The organism is Endozoicomonas sp. (assembly GCF_031844845.1).
In the GTDB taxonomy this organism is placed as follows: Bacteria; Pseudomonadota; Gammaproteobacteria; order Pseudomonadales; family Endozoicomonadaceae; genus Endozoicomonas.
Window position 1 is genome coordinate 1 of sequence record NZ_JAVRMB020000266.1, and the last position, 17,307, is coordinate 17,307.

Genomic DNA, 17,307 nt, shown 5'->3' on the forward strand with positions numbered 1-17,307 from the left:
CAAAAACCGTTCTTCCCAACGAGCGAGAGATGGCAGTCGGGGCATTTAACTTCAATAAGACACGTCATAGGACGTATATTGGGATGAAGAGTATTTTTGTCAGTATGGGATTATCCCTATCCACACATTTGGCCCACTACCGCAGAAGTGTGAGGCGGTATAGATTTTCAGATATGCCCAGACGTCAACCCGGATCACTTGGGAATTTTTGTTTTTGGTGAAAAACGCGCATTATACGAATGTCTGCGCCATCAACCCAGTATGAAACAATCATGGATACTTCCGGAATGATCAGCAATCTGCCACGGATGCCTTCACGCTGAACACCCATGAGCGGTTGCTCTAATAAGTTTTCAACTTTAGCTTCAATGATTAAGTCAGTCTTTTCTGCGGCAGCAGGATTAAAATCATAAAGAAACTCGAAGATCTTTTCCCGATCATTCAGAGAATCTTCTTCCCATAAAATCATTAATGGTTGCCTCTATTTGCGAATTTTTGCTTTGCGCTTAGCCATCTCGTCTTTGGCTTTATCGTGTTCAATAAAATCCGCTGCTCCAGAGTCAAATTTCTCAAATGCCTGATTGACTTGTTGGGTTAGCCATAGATCGTGGGAGGATAACTTACGCTGTTGCTCAGCCAGCTGCTCCGTAAACTCCCGGCATGCATCACTTATAGTGCGCCCCTGACTTTCAGCCATTTTTTGAGCCAAGCGTTTTGTTTCCTCATCGACTCGAAATTGTATTCTTGTTTCCATAACGAGCTCCTTATGCTGTACACACAAATGTTAGCACAATATGTAGCAGCGAACAAAAAATCCAGCGGACGCCTTCAGTGCCGCTGAATTTGGCGATGAGCGTTTTTCGTTACTTGTCATTCAAAGGGGGGGGAACAATAGTGCCAAAAAAGGAATCAGATCATTTGGCTATATCTGAGTAAAACGCCTGAAATATCATCAGCCCCTCAAACGCCCCCCTTGTTTGAAAATTTTAAAATTATATGCAGAAAAAATAATGAGTTAAGTAAGGTTTGACGCGGGTTCAAGTCCCACCGCCTCCACCAAATATAAACCCCGTAGTTCATTGATTTACGGGGTTTTTTATTATCTGTAGAGTGCTGAGAAACACAAAGTTCCGAAAAAGTGTCAAAAGAGAATGTCGGTTAAATTTCAATACCTATACTTTGTCGTTCAAGGCTGATCAGCGGGTTCAGTTCAACAGCTTCCTTGAAGTAGTCAGGATTGAATTTTGCGTATTTCATGGTCATTTTTCTTGAATATCCTGGATAAGATTCAAGGCCTGACCTCTAATACAACTTTCTACCAGAATAACTGCCCAGGCCAAAAATAGATGGTTATAGTGTTCCCTGTGTAATCGCTGGTAATGATCAATACCGATCATAAGCTTTCTATCAGGTCTATCATCTTGTCTCCCCTAACAATTAATCATCTTCAGGAAATGGACTGGAAACGGTTCGAAGAGCTTTGTCATAAGTATTTCCAGTTTAAGGGTTATGATTCTCGTTTAACGGGGGCTGGTGCAGATGGGGGTGTCGATGTTGTACTGGAAAGGTCATCGCCTGAAGGCAGACCTGTTAAGATTTATGTTCAGTGTAAAGCCTGGTCAAACCAGAAGGTTGGAGTGAAGGCTGTTCGTGAACTCTATGGAGTCATGGCCGGAGATCAGGTTCCTATCGGTATTTTTGTCACTGCCAGTGACTTTACCGGAGATGCCAAGTCTTTTGCCAAAGGTAAAAAGCTGCAACTGATTTCTGGTGAGCGCCTTTTGTCTCTGATTAGCCAGCTGTCTGTAGAACAGCAAAAAGAGCTGGTAAACAGCGCCTTGGCTGGAGACTATACCACGCCCACATGCCCAAAATGTGGTGTCAGGATGGTACTTCGTACCGTCTCAAAGGGGAAAAATACAGGAGATCAGTTTTGGGGGTGTAGAAACTTTCCTTCATGCTGCCAGAAGCTTCACTTAAAAAGGTCTCATGCAAAGGAGAAGGTAAAAGACGATTTCTTTCACCGCTTTTTTGATATTCCTGAAAGCCGATCAGCAAATACTGCTGGATTTAATAGCCGCAATGGGGCTTTCAAGTCATCAGAGGCATGGGCTGCAGACTCCAGAGCTAGTAAATCATCACGGACAAAGGGCTACGGCAGGTCTCTCACTAAGAATAAAAACAAGGTGTTTCTGGTCAGTATTGTTTTCTCCGTAGTCCTTATTGCGGTCTTGGTAAAAGCCGTTTCATTGGTATTTACCTGGTTTGGTGAATCTACGCTGGATCACGCTACAAAAGTCCAGCAGCAGGCTCAACGGGCATATGCGGAAAAGTCAAACACACCGCCATCCAAGCTTGAAATCCTGCCAGCGCAGAAGCCACAAACTGATCCTTATGATGAGCAGGTAAGAAGTCTTGGGCAACAGGCAACGCTGGCATTTGAGCGGGAAAGTTCGCTTGAAAGACGTAAAACTAAAGAGCTTGAGAAAGTAAAGGAACAAGCCTGGGTTGATTGGTACAAAGTGCCTTGGGGGTGTGATAACTGGGACTCAGTTAAGCATATGGTTGGATGCGTCAATCACAAGAGCAGTGAGAAAGAGCGCTTTGATCTGCTTTGGGCTGAGGGTAGGATTAATCCTTCCAGGGGATAGTTCTCCTGTTGGGAATGAAATAGGCACAGGAGAAAAATAATACAGTTGTTTCTGGTGTCAAGTTTGTGGGTGTCCTGCTAATTTTCTTGCTAATTTTCTGCTAATTTTCTATTAATTTTTTCCAGCGTTAGCGGTTTACGAAGTGGAAGTGTGAAACAGGGGAAAAACCGCCATTTATTTAGGTGCAATAGAGACCTCACTTGAAACCGCTGATGATGCGTAAGGTTATCTATGAGAAGCCTGAGCTAATGCTTTTGAAATCCACTGGTTGATACTTTGTCCACTGACCTGGGCTGCAGTGGCGATAGTTGCATGTAATTCCGGATGGATACGGAGCATCAATTTACCAGAATATGGCTTCTGGGGTTCTTTACCCACCGCAGCACACGTTTCATTATAATCCTCTACAGCCTCATGGAACGCTTCTCTTAACTCTGTGACAGACTCACCATGAAAGCCAACTCGATCATTAATGCCTGCGATATGACCAATAAAGCATTCATCATTATCGCTGTATTCTATGCTGGCTGCATAACCTTTATATGTCATTGTGTTCATGGTTTGATTCCAATTCTGGTTAGAAAATCTCGCGCATCTTTCACCTGATACGGCTTTGCCTCTTTCTTTGGATGTGGCCTATGAAAAGTGCTAATTTCACCATTTTTGTGGAACCTCACTCGTGATCCACGCCCCTCAATAACTTCAGCTCCAGCAGCAATAAAAAGAGCTTCTATTGCTTTCCACTCCAGCTGTTTCGGAGCTGGGTCTTGATAAATTGCTATGAGAGTTTTTCGGTGCTTAGCCTTCATAAGGAAAACTATAGCGTATAGTATCAAAAAATGGTATCAGATTTGCCTGCCTGTATCTGTAGTGAAACGCATAAAATTCCATTAGCCCCTCAAACGCCCCTCGTTTGAATTTTTAATTGTTTAATGGAATTAAAACAAGTATTTATGTCTCATTGTCTGCGGGTTCAAGTCCCGCCGCCCCAACCAAATATAAACCCCGTAGATCGTTGATTTACGGGTTTTTTTTATTGTTTTCTGATAAGCCCATGTTGCCATAACTGCTTTCAGTGATAGTCATGGTTTAAGAAATGCAACCGGACTTATTCGCAACCTCCCAAAATGATCATTACAATGCCCCATTTCTCACCATGCAGCTCATCAGGCGGGGCTTATAGCATTGAAACTCAGTAAACGACTGAAGCAGATTGAATCAATGGTCGCACCAGAATACAGCCACATCTGGGACTGTTGCTGTGATCATGGCTTGCTTGGGGCTGCGCTGTTGTCGAGGCAGGCTGCACAGTGCATTCATTTTGTGGATATTGTTCCAGAACTTATGGCTGAACTGGAAAGCAAACTGGCGCATTTTTTTTCACACTCATCTTCAGCCCGGGAAACCCATTGTCTGGATGTGAAAGCCTTGCCGCTTGATCAGTATGAAGGTAAGCACTTAATCATCATTGCGGGTGTCGGTGGTGACTTAATGGTTGAGTTTATCAATGCCATTGTCCAGGAATATCCGGCCCACTCTGTTGATTTTCTGCTCTGTCCTGTCTATCACCAGTTTATGGTGCGTCAGCAGCTTATTGAGCTTGACTTCAGCCTCAGGAACGAAGTGCTGGTGGAAGAAAATCGTCGTTTTTATGAAATCCTGCTGGTGTCATCAGTTGGCGACGAACCATCAAAAATCAGTCCCTTCGGTGATTCAATCTGGAAAGTGAATACAGTAGAACAGGCCAGAACTGCTAAGCGTTATCTCAGCAAAACCCTGAACCATTATCAGAGAATTCAGAGCGGGGATGTCTCCAGCGTTCAGCCTGTTATTGATGGTTACCAAAGCGTGACTATTTCCGGGGGATGAAGCTACGTTCTTTGACAGGTCTGCATAGCCTGAGGGAACAAAATGCGTGTCTCTCACTGGCTTTGGCTCCTGCGGACCACGTATGGCAAGAGCCTTGCGCTGTTTTACCAAAAACCGTTATTCTCTATCGTTTACTTGAAGCTGATGTCAGGTGGTATGAGCAACGTGATCGAGAATGAAGCTGAATATCTTTCCAGAACCTTCAGTGATGGTGATTTTTCCAACAGGACGTTGAGTGATATTGAATTTGATGCCTGCACGTTTGTGAACTGTGACTTCAGCGAGACGGTGTTTGAAAAGTGCCGGTTTATTGATTGTGAGTTTGAGAAGTGCAATCTCAGCCTTGTTAAACTTAACTACAGCCGGTTTTCAGATGTTACCTTCAAAAACAGTAAGATCATTGGTGTGGACTGGACGAAAGTCGCCTGGCCAAATATTTCCGTCACTTCGCCTATCCAGTTCTTTCAATGCATTCTCAATGACTCCTCTTTCTTTGGCCTGGATTTAACCGAGATCATCCTGGAAGAGTGTAAAGTACATGAGGTTGATTTCAGGGAAGGTGATTTTAGTGAAGGTGTGTTTGATTATACTGATTTCACCAACAGCCTTTTCAGTAATACCAATCTCACTTCGGCCAGCTTTGCTGAATCAACCAACTACGATATTGATATCAATGTTAATAAAATTAAAAATGCGAAATTCTCGCGTCATGAGGCCATCCGACTTTTAGCCAGTCTGGATATCGAGCTGCTTGATTAAACGGCAATAAGGCAATGGTAGCAGTAGCACTGAGGCTACTGATCTGCCGAAAGCCGGGGCAGGTCTGAATCTTGTATCTGCCTCATCCCTTCTTATAATTCACTTATCCACCCCCGGCCCGGCTCCGTTAGTACATATAGCTCCTGCGCAGCCGGCTTGTGGATAAAACCGATAGCCTTCTTATTCTTTCCCGATGGCAGCAGCAGCATCCTCAGCAGTTCCCTTACTTTGTTCGGGCCGAAACCGGGTCGCTCGCACAGCTCCGCAAGGTTCATAGGAAAATCTTTTAAAATCAGAAGGATAATCAGCTGGGCCATGGTAATGTTGTGGTTGCGGGAAATACTGATGTGCTCCTCCAGCCTTGCCAGGTTGTCTATCAACTGTGTGGTCATTGTATAAGATACCTGAAAAAAATTACCTGTAGCCGTGTTGCTCTGATGATTATCCACAATAAATCATCCAGAATTTATGTGGACAATGCTGTGGATAAACCGTTAGGTGATCAAGGAAAGCATGAAGTCATGTGGTGCTGTCAGGGTTGGTTATTTTTTGATCAGATTGAGAGCCTTCAGTTCAATAAAAGCATAACACTGTACCAGCCCCTGCCGTTGGGATGATCGGTATATGTACTGGGAGGGTGTCTGGAAAGTAGTGCTAAATGGATTTTGAGATACCGACAGTCGAGGTTGAAAAAGCACTTTCTGGATAACTTAATATCAGGCCTTATCTTATTTATTTAATGGTTTTAATTTATTTAATGGTTTTAATTTTTTTGATAATTTTTTCAAGCAGTGGAACTATTATGTAAAACAGCGGTCTGAACCTAGAAAATTATTGCTGTTTCAGGTGGTTGAATGCGTCGTTTTGTCAGTAAATTTATTTTCTGTTTTATTTTCTGTTTTATTTTATTTCTTGCATCTATTGCAGCTTATCCTGATGTCCCCATTGAGCATCAGGCTGAAAGCACTCTGGAAGCTATTGGTTTGAATAGTGAAGAGTCGATTATTTTCAAACTTCGAAATTCGGTAAATAGAGGGCTGTCGGACGAGGTATCCCGTACCGGTTTAGCCTCTATTACAGGAGGTATCGTAGGTTCGGTTTTTGGCTTTAGCTGGTATGGGTTGTGGACGTTTCTGGACAGTGGAGGAGCCAGTAATCTGGTCTACATCAACTTTTTATCAGGAGCTATTCTAAAGGGTGCATTGTTGGGAGCTCTTTCTATGGTGTCCCGGGTATATTTACGTTCACCTGCCGACTTTGTTGCCTGGCCTTATGTATGGTACGAAATTACCAAAGAAAAAATTAAACACTGGGTTGTTTATGATAAACCCACTCCAGAGATACAGCAGGATATGTCTGTTTATATTGATCCGGTTGCCACTCGATTAAAAACAGTTGTTGAGCAAATTTTTCAGATTCCTGCCAGCTCCTGGTCAATTACGACGATGGCTGGTGCTTCACCGAACGCAGTTTCCGGAACCGGCTATAAAATTATTCTTTATTCTCCAATATTCTCTATTACTCAAAATCAGGCTGGACTGTCCTGTGTGATTGCTCACGAAATGGGGCATGTTCTGGCAAAGCATTCTGGTCAGTCTGTTTTAGATTTTCTATTCTTCCAGAAGTGGGGGATAGCCAGTATTCCTTTTACCAATGCGATATCACAGGAAAGAGAACAACAGGCTGATGAAACAGGGATTTATTTGACGGCTCTGGCTGGATACGATCCATCAGAATGTGTACGACTTTGGCGCAGGATGAGTGCGGCTACCGGTAATGTCAGGCCGATTGTGAACATGTTTATTTCTACACACCCTACCAATGCAGCACGTTTTGATGAAATGAAAAAGTTAAGTAATCAATTAAAAGGCTACTACTCCAGTAAGCCCGATGCTCTCGGTCTGGGTATCGAATATCAGTTGTAATTTATTAAAATAAATAGTGCTGGTGATTTCGATATTTTATTTCAGAGGCTTTCTGCTCTTCTATAGTTATTGAAAACACCATTTTATAATCTGTAATGAAAGGAGAAATGATGACGGCTATTACTTTTTTAGGTAATACGGATGTTCCTGCACCTCAACTTCAAAATGAGTTAAATGGAAATAGTAGTTTTGACATGCCAATAGACTTGGCTTTTGGTTTTATTGTCGTGGGCTGTGTTGTTGCTTTACTGTACCTTAAGCACTCAGGCAATCGGGGTCATGCCTGTCATTTGGGGAGTAGATTGTGTCAACGCATAATTACAGGGGTTAAGGATGGTCATAATCAGCTTATGACCTTTATCAAAGGTGGCGGGGTTGTTAATGATCGGGTTCGTAGTGGTCCGGTTAGTAATGATCAAGGTAGCAGTGATCAGGATTTTGATATAGGTAGTTTTGTAATGGTCGAAAAGTCAGATGTGATAAGATGATTTTCTGCGTTGGGCTTCATCCATTTAAACTGTTCTATATTGATGTTAGTATCGCCGCCGCCAAAATGGCCGCATCCTGCCCCTGCTCACTTTGCCATCCGGCCTGAATCCGGGCATGGCGTGTTGATGCGAATGCTCCAATTAATGCAAACATTCTTTTATCGTGTTCATCGTTTTGTTGATGAGTCCAAAGCGCTGCTGAGCCTTTCACTCCCCATTATTGTTACCCAGCTGGCCACCAATGGTATGAACTTTGTGGATACCAGTATGGCTGGGCAAGCCAGTGCCAGAGATCTGGCCGCCATTGCTGTGGGTACCAGCCTATGGTTACCAGCCAGCTTATTACTGCGCGGCATCCTGATGATGTTGACTCCGGTAACAGCCCACCATCGTGGCGCCGCGAATCATCAGGGCATTACCAAAGATTTGGGGCAAACTTTATGGATTGTCTTGCTCTGCTCCATTGTTTTGATCGGTTATCTGAATTTCAGTGAAGACATTCTTGTCTATATGAAGGTCGCACCGGAGATTATTCCGGTGGGGGTTGGCTATCTCCATGCGTTAGCTTTTGGCCTGCCGGGTATCGCCCTGTTCTACATGCTCAACAGTTTTCTGGAAGGTATGGGTAATACCCGTGCCCCATGGTGATTGCACTGCTGGGTTTGCTGGTGAATATTCCGGTGAATTACATCCTGATCTACGGAAAGCTGGGCTTTCCTGCCTTTGGGGCTGCAGGTTGTGGTTGGGCGACCAGTATCGTGTATTGGTTAATGTCTCTTCTGATTTTTCTTTATATCCGCAAACATCATCGCTACGAGCACTTGCTTGACCTGACTGCGTTACTTCCTGATTTCGCACGAATGAGAGAGTTGTTCCGCCTGGGTCTGCCTATTGGCATCAGCATTTGTGTCTGTGGCAGTATTTTTGCCGTCATCGCACTGCTAATAGGCAAGCTGGGTGCTAACAATATTGCTGCCGCACAGATTGCCCTGAACTTTTCCAGTATGACTTACATGATTCCCATGAGCCTGTCGTTTGGTATTACCTTGCAGCAATAATAGTGAGGAATGGCTGGCGTCATTTTTAGCGCCAGCCTTGCCTGTTTGACTTTGACCGATTAAGTCATCAAATTTATTTAATGAGATATTTTTCTCTGATATTGACACCGCTGATTTCCATTAGTTTTCTTGTTATCGCCTTATCTCTGGCTTCAGGAGAATTTTCTGGAAGTGTTGCACCACGCAGCAGTAATAGGTTGATCATATGATAGTGATTTTTATTGAGCGCTAGAACAAGTGACTCTCCAAGTGCTTCAAGAATGTCCAGGTCGATTGTATTTGCTTTAAGGTTTGGGTCCCTGTTCTCTATTTTGGCTTTCAATTCTTTTGGATCAGTCATTGTATCTAATAACAAAGTTGCCATCGGTATCATATTCAAAAAGGCAGCCTGTTTTAGAGCTGTACCATAATCATTCATCTGATGGTTTCCGTTTGGGATGAATAATGATGCGACATCAGAGTGTAGTTCAGAGCTTATTCCTAAATTGATATGTGACTTACATTGGTAACAAACGTTAATGACCAGTTCAGTTAATTCGTTAGTATTAGTGTCTCTTTTAACTACAGCTGGTAAAGATTTACTTTCTGTCTCAAAAGTAATCACTCTTCTGCCCAGATAGAGTGTGGCTGCAGTGGTTGCATTACATAAAGTGCAATCAGGATCTTTATTAACTTCTATTGAATGGGCTGAATCTCGGAAGGTTATAGTAACTCGAAACGCTGATACTTGCATGATTTTGATATGCCTTCATTAATTGGCATTTTGATAACTTTTTACATCTTAAGTTCCCTGTTTTGGTAGATATTTTTCAAACGCTCCCTGAATATGCCATGGATGTATGCCATGGATGGTTGTGTTTTATGTGGTTTAGCATCTTTGGCACGATCAAAATAACCTGAATGGATTACGCCCTTTCTTATCAGTCTTATTAAACTAGACGACAGAAACTTATCCGGAAGAACAAAAATAATGAATAAATTAACGGGAAAGGTTGCCCTGGTAACCGGAGCGGGGCAGGGAGTTGGTCAGGGGATAGCTCTGGCTCTGGCAAAGGATAGCGCTGCTGTCGCGGTTGCCGGACGAACACTTTCAAAGTGTGAAGCGACCTGCGAACAGGTCAGGGAATCAGGCGGTACGGCTATTGCCATCGCGATGGATGTGAAAGATCCGGAATCGCTCTCTAATGGTGTTGATCGTGTTGTCAGTGAGTTGGGCGGACTGAATATTCTGGTCAATAATGCTCAGGAGATTGCCCTGGGCACCCTCAACAACATCACCGATGAAGCATTTGAAGCCGGCTGGCAGTCCGGGCCGTTGGCGACGTTGCGATTGATGCGACTCTGCTACCCGCACATGAAAGGTGATGGTGTCATTATCAATCTGGCGTCTACTGCGGCCAAACGTTGGGATATGTCTGGCTATGGGCCCTATGCGGCAGTGAAGGAAGCTATTCGTTCCCTGAGTCGTGCTGCCGCCTGTGAATGGGGGGCGGATAATATTCGCTGTAATGTGATTCTGCCCCATGCCAAATCTCCCAGCCTTGAGTGGTGGATGAATGCCAATCCCGAAGAGGCTGAAGCATTTGTTAATGCCATTCCCATGGGACGTGTTGGGGAATGTGAAGAAGACATTGGCAGGGTAGTGGCTAATCTCTGTTCTGATGAGATGGGCTATATCAATGGTCAAAGTATCGCTGTAGATGGTGGTCAGGCTTTTATGGGGTGATCACAGCGCCTACAATGCGCCCATTTCCGGGAGAGTAAACCATGCCATTCAGTCTGCAGATGAAGGTTCGCGACTATGAGTGCGACCTTCAGGGAATCGTGAACAACAGTGTCTATTTCAACTATCTGGAGCATGCACGACATGAGTTCCTGCACGCCAGCAATATCGACTTTGCCAGACTGGCTGCAGAGAAGATTAATCTGGTCGTGCTGAGAAGCGAGATGGATTACAAAATGTCGCTGGTGCCGGGGGATGCGTTTTATGTGGAAGTGGAGCCGGTTCGACTCTCCAGACTGAAGTTTGGGTTTAAGCAGAGAATTTTCCGCAAACGGGATAATAAACTGGCGATTGATGCATTGATCGTTGGAACCGCTGTGAATGCCAAAGGCAGGCCTTTTTTGCCGGAAGATATTGATCGGCTATTTCCACTTTAACGATGATCGTTTGAAAGTTTATTATTTCCTGTTACTGAACTATAGATACAGACTCAGGATCACCGGAGAGGGTGTTTATCTTTCTCTGGTATCCATCAATATCCCTGAGGAATCTCTATGTTCAGAATACTATGGGTATTGGCCGTATTTATTTTCAGCCATCATGCGCTTGCCGATCAGTCTCCGTTGAGTCCATCGGGAAAATTAGCTCTGAAATATAAGAATGTTCTTGATCGTTATGGTGACCCTGCTGCACTCAGGGATCAGGACGAATACAGTAACATTGCCTTTAATCCCCTGTACGACCATGGCAGCTGGCATGGTTTTTTATTGCCCGCCAGTCCTGAAACCCAGGGCAGTTTTACCGGGCCATCCATTATTGCGGAGGAGTATAACATCCTGCCGGGGCGGTATATGGAGCAGTTGAGCCTGACCGCCCAATGCGGAGAGGTCTATGACCTTACTTCCGTGAAGAACCCGGAACTGATTGCCTATCCGGGGGCGTTGTACCAGCGTTATGATCTGGATGATATTGAAGTAGCGCTGGAGATGCGGTTTGTTGACCCGCGGATCTCCCTGGTGAAAACCACGATTCTCAATAAAACCGGAAGACAACGGCAGTTTACCCTGAACTGGAGTGGTGAACTCACTGAGCAGCTTCATCGAAAGGGTGGCGTGTTAGCAAATTGCCGGAGCATTTCAGGACAGTACGGTGAAGGTTTTCGGCAACTCTCCGGTTCCAGCGAAGGTATTGTCCTTCGTCTTAACCGGCAGCGTGATACCTGGACCCTGATGACCCAGGATGATGCGTCGTTTATCATCCGGCGTACATTGCCCACCCACTGGCAATCTATTGATCAAAGCCGTGACAGCCATTCCTATCAGGTGGCTTCCGACCCGGTGACTATTGCTGGTGGCGAAGCTATGGTGATCTGGTCTGCCCAGGCTTACGGTCATGATGCCGGGGAAGTATCGGCGATTAATGAACGCATCGGCGCTATTCTGTCTGCGCCGGAACCGCATTTCGACCGTTCAGTTGAACGCTGGGAGGATTACCTGGAAACCGGTTTAACCAATACCAGGGCCTCAAAGAAGCAAACCCGTCTGGCGGTTAAAGCCATTCAGACCCTCCATGCCAACTGGCGCTCGCCTTATGGTTTCCTGCAACACGACGGTGTGACTCCATCCTATACGGCTCCCTGGTTTGCCGGTGGTATCTGGCCATGGGACAGCTGGAAGCATGTGTATGCCCTGGCTCATATCAATCCGGATCTGGCCATGGCCAATGTGCGCGCCATGTTTGATTACCAGGTGAGTGATATGGACCCGTTGCGCTATCAGGATGCGGGGATGCTGATCGATGTAGTCTTTCCCAACATTACGCCGCTTCGTGCAGATATGCCCTTTAATATGGACGTCCACCGGCATATGGATAACTACGCTCACCTGGATGGCGGTAACTGGAATGAACGGAATACCAAACCGTCCCTGGCCTCCTGGTCGGTCTGGGAAGTTTACCAGGGGTTGCGCAGGCAGAATCGTCATGGCGAGGCTGGTGAGTGGCTGAAAGAGATGTATCCGTCACTGGTCAAATATCATCAGTGGTGGTACCGGAGCCGTGACTTTAATGGCAACGGTATCGTGGAGTATGGGGCCACCATGCATCCGGCCCATAACGGTGCATTGATGAATGGGGAAGTAGTGGATGGGAATGAGCTGCGGTTCTCCTTTGCCTGGTCAGACGACCTGACCATGCCGGATTATCTGAAAACCATGATGGACAGCTACTGTATTGGTGACGCGGACAAGCTCTGCTATAGCACGCAAATGTACGATGGCATGGTGGACTGGGGAGGCGTTGCCATTAACGCACCGGCGCAGGATGGTGTGGGTTGGGAATCCGGTCGTGATAATGCCGCCAATTTCGGCTTTATCAATGAGGATCAGCTGGCCGCCTATGCCGACCAAATGTACGACGGTGATATGGTAAAGGCCCGGGCTGACTGGACTCCCCGATTCTTTCAGAATCAGGTCTATGGCCAGCCCGTGGGTTACACCATTAACCAGGAGTCTGTGGATATCAACGCCTACCTGGCCGCAGAAAAGCGCTATCTGGCGGATATGGCCGAGTTACTGGGTCGTGATGGTGAGGCCCGGCAGTTCCTTGATGAGGCCCAGAAGCTGGAAGACTTTATCAATGCCTGCATGTTTGATGCTGAGAGTGGCTTTTACTACGATTACCGGATTTCCGGTGAGCCTCTGGCAGCCTGGGAGTGCGATCAGAAGGGAGCGTTGCTGACCCGTCGTGGCCGTGGGCCTGAAGGCTGGTCACCGTTGTTTACCCAGCTGGCAAGCCGGGAGCAGGCCAGCAGGGTGCGGGATATGATAATGAACGAGCAGGAGTTTAATACCCCCGCCGTTCCTTTCCCAACCGCTTCGCAAAGCAACCCTGCCTATGGCCCGGATATATACTGGCGTGGTCGTGTCTGGGTGGATCAGGCCTACTTTGGACTGAAAGGGCTGCAGAACTACGGCTATGATCAGGAGGTTCAGCAACTGATGGGTAAAATTCTCAGCAATGCTGAGGGGCTGATGAAAGATGGTGCTATCCGGGAGAACTACAACCCTGAAACCGGTGCCGTTCAGGGAGCCAGTAATTTTGGCTGGAGTGCGGCGCTGCTGTATATGATGTATCGGGATTTTATGAGCGGGTCTTAAAGTCCCTGTCGTAAAAAGGATATACCTTCCTGCATCCCCACGCTTAGAGGCTGTCGTAAAAGGCCGAAGAGCGGTCTCGACGTCGGTTCCCCTGAACGGGGAACCGACCCGCGCGGGTTGGACCAATTTTTGAGTTTTATGACAACCTCGGGATCGTGGTCATTCTGGTCATTGAGTATATCGATTATTGCAGCCTGTGAGGTTATGCAGCGTTTTTGTTATCTCACCTGACACGGCGGTTAGTGTTATTGGCTGCAGGGGGGGGGGATAATAGACCCTGAATCTTTTGATCTGCCAATTAATACATAAGGATATTTATATGGAGCCCGCTAACCCTGTCTTGCTTGAAATTTCTGGAACCCAAGCATAATGATCACGTCTTCAGTGAAGCTGTTTTTATGTACGTCATCAACACTCTCGATTTGACAAACGACAAGAAGGGGGAAAAATTCAAAGTGGTTCTGGACATTCCAGATGATGTTGGCTCCGTAACTTGTGGTTGATACGGTCCTGATTCTGGTGACGAACCTGTTAAGGAAGAAAACGTTAAGTATATGCAAAGAAGCAACAGAAAAAATGAATCAAGAATGATTGACAAGCCATTCAGACCAGCCAATAAAGTCATAGTGATAGGAAGGAAAAGTAAAGACGGTAACAATGCACATCCAATTGATACCATCTTTGGAACATTGCTGGGCAAAATGCCTCCTGTTGAATTGGAATCATGGATGAAACAAAACCCTGAGAAGTATAAAGAAATTATAGAATTCTGGGAAAAGCATGCATTGGCATCGGGAAAGGATGGTGGATAGGCATTCAAAAAATACCCGTGGCATAGCCACGTTATAGATTGTACCGATAAATTTATGGATGTCCTTTTGTGCTTGTGCTTCATCCTTTTGTGCTTCAATGGGTTTGACAAGGTTGGGTCGAACGGAGTTAGCCCCAACAATTTTACCGATATTATCGACGATTCCCTGAGAATCGTCGGGCACGTGAAGATGTTTAAGAAACATTTAATTTAATCGTATCCGGCACCCTGCCCGCAGCAGTTAACTGTTGCGGATTTTCGTTCTGACGCTAGCTATCCAGGGGGTAAGGTCGCCGGGGCGTTATGAACTGCCCCTTTACATATACTTTAACTCCACAACATCAGTGGCTTGCCAGGAATATATCCAAGAAATACCTGTAAGGTGACCCTGTTACCCTTGTCAAAGTTTTTCACTGCGTGTGGCCTCCTGGTATCGAACATAATCAACTCGCCAATCTCGGGGCTAACGAAAAACGATGGAGGGAGCTTACTTCGCCAGTCCATGTCCTGATCCGTCTTTGAAATTTCCTCAGGGCTAAGCGGGTGATAGTTCCAAAGTTCAAGCTCTCCCCCTGAGGGAGGAACACTCAGGTAGACATTAATACTAAATTGCCGCGCCAGTCCAAACTCAGCGGGCAGTGAATCAAAATGAGGTTGATGACTATGCTTATGATCAGCCATGGTTATGCGGCCAATACCTGCAAACATCTTTTTATTCTCGAATTCAGCTATTTTGGCACCTTCAGGCCAAAGCTCGTTCAATCGTGTACAGACTGTATCTATGGGGTACTCATCAGGTTCGCATACCGCTCTTATCTGGCTTGTGATACGAGGTGCGTCCTCGTAATATTTTCTTTTTTCCTCAGAATCCGGACCCTTTCCGTAGGTCAGATTGAATGGAGTACCGATTCTGTTTACCCCGTAATTCACGAAAATTACGCTTCCATTGGTATAGTGTTCATGGAGCCAGGGTGTAGTAAGGTCACTGTTTAAAAACCACTGCGCCAGTCGGCTGGAGAGCTGGTTATCCAGAAAGCATTTTTTTCTTATAGCGCAAAGATTTGTTCCTGAAATCAGCCCAGTCAAAGAGTCAGTCGACAGCTCATTGCAAACAAGATTGTCCATGACTTGACCCCCCTTTTGATCGCTGTCTCTTGCCCGCAAGTCCTGCATCCTTTGGTAGCCAAGTGTTGTAAGTTAGTTTATACATGTCGTTTATATTCCAAGCCAAAATTCATGCCCCAGTGTTTTCAGGGGCTCCAGAGCAGGTAAATGCTCAGGAAATGATATTTCCGACTATCATATTTTAGCAGCCAACAGCCTGGTACATCATTTCAATGAGATTGACGGGTGACAAGGTTGGGTCGAGCGAATGCGAGCCCCAACAAGCTATCTGTAATCATCCTGCAATCATCGGTAACATTGTTGGGGCTCACTCCGTTCGACCCAACCTACCTGTCAAACCCATTGAAACCATGTACTGGTATTTAACGAAACTCGCGGAATTCTCCACCCATAGCGCCTAAGCGCTTGGGTGGTGATGGATAGCGACCAGTCCGGCGAGGACTGGTATTATATGGAAAATATCGAACCTTTTTCTGATTCAAGTGTAAAAAATAGTATGAGAGCCTACAAGTACAGGATTTACCCAAACACTGAACAAAAAGCCCTTATAGCTAAGCACTTTGGCTGCTCTCGTCATATCTATAATTGGGCACTGTCAGAGAAAGACAAACACTACAAGGAAACGGGAAAGAGCCTGTCAAAACGGCAGCTTCAGGACTCGATGGCAGAAAAGAGAACGGATAAAGAATGGCTGACAGAGGTCAACAGTCAGAGCTTGCTCGCTTCTCTCGCACACCTTGATATTGCGTTTTCTAACTTCTTTCAGGGTCGAACCAAGTTCCCAAAGTTCAAGTCGAAATATTCAGGCTGGCAGGCTTTTCAATCTCCACAACATGTAACGGTTGATTTTGAGCAAAACAATATCAACCTCCCGAAACTCAAGGGAATCAAAGCAAAGCTGCATCGTCCTTTCACTGGCAAAGTGAAAACCGTAACGGTTAAACGCTGCCCATCTGGTAAATACTATGCGAGTGTATTAGTCGATAATGGTGTTGTTAATCCTGTTCCGGCCACTATTGAGCCTGAAAATACTATCGGTATTGATGTTGGCCTTACTGAATTCCTTATTGACAGTGAAGGGAATAAAACTAAAAACCCAAGAATTCTAAAGTCTTCTCTGGAAAGGCTTGGAGCCGAACAAAAGAAATTCGCCAGAAATAAAAAAGGGTCTGGCAACAGAGCAAAACAAAAACGAAAAGTTTCCAAAATACATGAAATTGTCGCCAACCGTAGGCACGACTTCATACATCAGGTAACGGCAAAGCTGGCTGTCAAGAACCACGCGACCACGATTGCTGTAGAAAACCTGAATATCAAAGGCATGATCAGAAACCGCAAGCTCTCTAGAGCCATACAAGAGGCAAGCTGGGGAATGTTTCTCCGGGTGCTTGATTATAAATGCCGATGGAATGGAAAGAACATTATTCAAATCGGAAGATTCCAGCCAAGTTCCAAGCTATGTAATTGTTGCGGTTATAAGGCTGAATCAATGGCCCTGTCTATCCGTGAGTGGGATTGTCCTGTTTGTAAATCCCACAATGACAGAGATATAAACGCAGCACACTGCTACACATTATCTGCTTAAATTTACTCCTACACATTAGACGTTAGTGAATTTGATTTGTTGAACCCGCAAAGGAAAGGTGATCTGGCTTTAGGTGATAACTTACCTAAAATATCCCCCCATGACTTCCGTCGAACATTTGCCGTCTTTTTAGTAAGAAACAAGCTTGGCAATGTAAT

At 45.4% G+C, this 17,307-nt stretch carries 19 protein-coding genes; 12 read left to right on the forward strand and 7 right to left on the reverse strand.

Features of this window, described 5'->3' with window-relative positions:
* Window positions 1-184: 184 nt before the first annotated feature.
* Window positions 185-469, reverse strand: coding sequence for a type II toxin-antitoxin system RelE/ParE family toxin (locus tag RM811_RS14330; RefSeq protein ID WP_402525517.1), 285 nt, complete (start codon window positions 467-469; stop codon window positions 185-187).
* A 12-nt stretch (window positions 470-481) separates the two neighbouring features.
* Window positions 482-754: a type II toxin-antitoxin system RelB/DinJ family antitoxin gene (locus tag RM811_RS14335; RefSeq protein ID WP_402525519.1), complete on the reverse strand. Its 273-nt coding sequence runs from the start codon at window positions 752-754 to the stop codon at window positions 482-484.
* A gap of 667 nt (window positions 755-1,421) precedes the next feature.
* Here RM811_RS14335 and RM811_RS14340 point away from each other — a divergent pair.
* Complete coding sequence (locus RM811_RS14340; protein WP_402525521.1) at window positions 1,422-2,651, forward strand: restriction endonuclease; 1,230 nt, start codon at window positions 1,422-1,424, stop codon at window positions 2,649-2,651.
* Between the two features lie 225 nt (window positions 2,652-2,876).
* Here the strand turns inward: RM811_RS14340 and RM811_RS14345 are convergent, their stop codons facing one another.
* Window positions 2,877-3,209 (reverse strand): type II toxin-antitoxin system HicB family antitoxin, encoded by a 333-nt coding sequence (locus tag RM811_RS14345; RefSeq protein ID WP_402525524.1) that lies wholly within the window; start codon window positions 3,207-3,209, stop codon window positions 2,877-2,879.
* On the reverse strand, window positions 3,206-3,460 hold the full coding sequence (locus RM811_RS14350) for a type II toxin-antitoxin system HicA family toxin (RefSeq protein WP_402525526.1): 255 nt from the start codon (window positions 3,458-3,460) through the stop codon (window positions 3,206-3,208). Before RM811_RS14350 ends, RM811_RS14345 begins: the two co-directional genes overlap by 4 nt.
* A 376-nt stretch (window positions 3,461-3,836) precedes the next feature.
* On the opposite strand from RM811_RS14350, the gene RM811_RS14355 reads away from it, so the two are divergent.
* Window positions 3,837-4,520, forward strand: a complete 684-nt coding sequence (locus tag RM811_RS14355) for a tRNA (adenine(22)-N(1))-methyltransferase (protein ID WP_402525528.1) — start codon at window positions 3,837-3,839, stop codon at window positions 4,518-4,520.
* 42 nt (window positions 4,521-4,562) lie between these two features.
* Window positions 4,563-5,279: a pentapeptide repeat-containing protein gene (locus tag RM811_RS14360; protein ID WP_402525532.1), complete on the forward strand. Its 717-nt coding sequence runs from the start codon at window positions 4,563-4,565 to the stop codon at window positions 5,277-5,279.
* Window positions 5,280-5,371: 92 nt separating this feature from the next.
* On the opposite strand, the gene RM811_RS14365 is transcribed toward RM811_RS14360, so the two are convergent.
* Window positions 5,372-5,671, reverse strand: coding sequence for a hypothetical protein (locus tag RM811_RS14365; RefSeq protein ID WP_402525535.1), 300 nt, complete (start codon window positions 5,669-5,671; stop codon window positions 5,372-5,374).
* A gap of 462 nt (window positions 5,672-6,133) precedes the next feature.
* On the opposite strand from RM811_RS14365, the gene RM811_RS14370 reads away from it, so the two are divergent.
* From RM811_RS14370 to RM811_RS14385, 4 genes are all read left to right on the forward strand, one after another.
* Complete coding sequence (locus RM811_RS14370; protein WP_402525537.1) at window positions 6,134-7,204, forward strand: M48 family metalloprotease; 1,071 nt, start codon at window positions 6,134-6,136, stop codon at window positions 7,202-7,204.
* Between the two features lie 107 nt (window positions 7,205-7,311).
* On the forward strand, window positions 7,312-7,692 hold the full coding sequence (locus tag RM811_RS14375) for a hypothetical protein (protein ID WP_402525539.1): 381 nt from the start codon (window positions 7,312-7,314) through the stop codon (window positions 7,690-7,692).
* A 132-nt stretch (window positions 7,693-7,824) separates the two neighbouring features.
* The gene (locus RM811_RS14380; RefSeq protein WP_402525541.1) at window positions 7,825-8,340 is read left to right on the forward strand and encodes an MATE family efflux transporter; all 516 of its coding nucleotides are present in this window, start codon (window positions 7,825-7,827) and stop codon (window positions 8,338-8,340) included.
* Window positions 8,334-8,750, forward strand: a complete 417-nt coding sequence (locus tag RM811_RS14385) for an MATE family efflux transporter (protein WP_402525543.1) — start codon at window positions 8,334-8,336, stop codon at window positions 8,748-8,750. The genes RM811_RS14380 and RM811_RS14385 overlap by 7 nt, the downstream gene beginning before the upstream one ends.
* A 73-nt stretch (window positions 8,751-8,823) precedes the next feature.
* Here the strand turns inward: RM811_RS14385 and RM811_RS14390 are convergent, their stop codons facing one another.
* Window positions 8,824-9,483: a hypothetical protein gene (locus tag RM811_RS14390; RefSeq protein WP_402525545.1), complete on the reverse strand. Its 660-nt coding sequence runs from the start codon at window positions 9,481-9,483 to the stop codon at window positions 8,824-8,826.
* 237 nt (window positions 9,484-9,720) lie between these two features.
* On the opposite strand from RM811_RS14390, the gene RM811_RS14395 reads away from it, so the two are divergent.
* The 4 genes from RM811_RS14395 (at window position 9,721) to RM811_RS14410 (ending at window position 14,440) form a co-directional block, all read left to right on the forward strand.
* Window positions 9,721-10,476, forward strand: coding sequence for an SDR family NAD(P)-dependent oxidoreductase (locus tag RM811_RS14395; protein ID WP_402525547.1), 756 nt, complete (start codon window positions 9,721-9,723; stop codon window positions 10,474-10,476).
* Between the two features lie 41 nt (window positions 10,477-10,517).
* Window positions 10,518-10,910, forward strand: a complete 393-nt coding sequence (locus RM811_RS14400; protein WP_402525550.1) for an acyl-CoA thioesterase — start codon at window positions 10,518-10,520, stop codon at window positions 10,908-10,910.
* A gap of 117 nt (window positions 10,911-11,027) precedes the next feature.
* The gene (ygjK, locus tag RM811_RS14405; RefSeq protein WP_402525551.1) at window positions 11,028-13,628 is read left to right on the forward strand and encodes an alpha-glucosidase; all 2,601 of its coding nucleotides are present in this window, start codon (window positions 11,028-11,030) and stop codon (window positions 13,626-13,628) included.
* A gap of 554 nt (window positions 13,629-14,182) precedes the next feature.
* The gene (locus RM811_RS14410; protein ID WP_402525554.1) at window positions 14,183-14,440 is read left to right on the forward strand and encodes a hypothetical protein; all 258 of its coding nucleotides are present in this window, start codon (window positions 14,183-14,185) and stop codon (window positions 14,438-14,440) included.
* Between the two features lie 326 nt (window positions 14,441-14,766).
* Here the strand turns inward: RM811_RS14410 and RM811_RS14415 are convergent, their stop codons facing one another.
* The gene (locus RM811_RS14415) at window positions 14,767-15,564 is read right to left on the reverse strand and encodes a 2OG-Fe(II) oxygenase (protein ID WP_402525555.1); all 798 of its coding nucleotides are present in this window, start codon (window positions 15,562-15,564) and stop codon (window positions 14,767-14,769) included.
* A 451-nt stretch (window positions 15,565-16,015) separates the two neighbouring features.
* Here RM811_RS14415 and RM811_RS14420 point away from each other — a divergent pair, with 451 nt between their 5' ends.
* Entirely contained in the window at window positions 16,016-17,149 is a 1,134-nt protein-coding gene (locus RM811_RS14420; RefSeq protein ID WP_402525557.1) for an RNA-guided endonuclease TnpB family protein, read from the forward strand.
* Window positions 17,150-17,307: the final 158 nt, after the last annotated feature.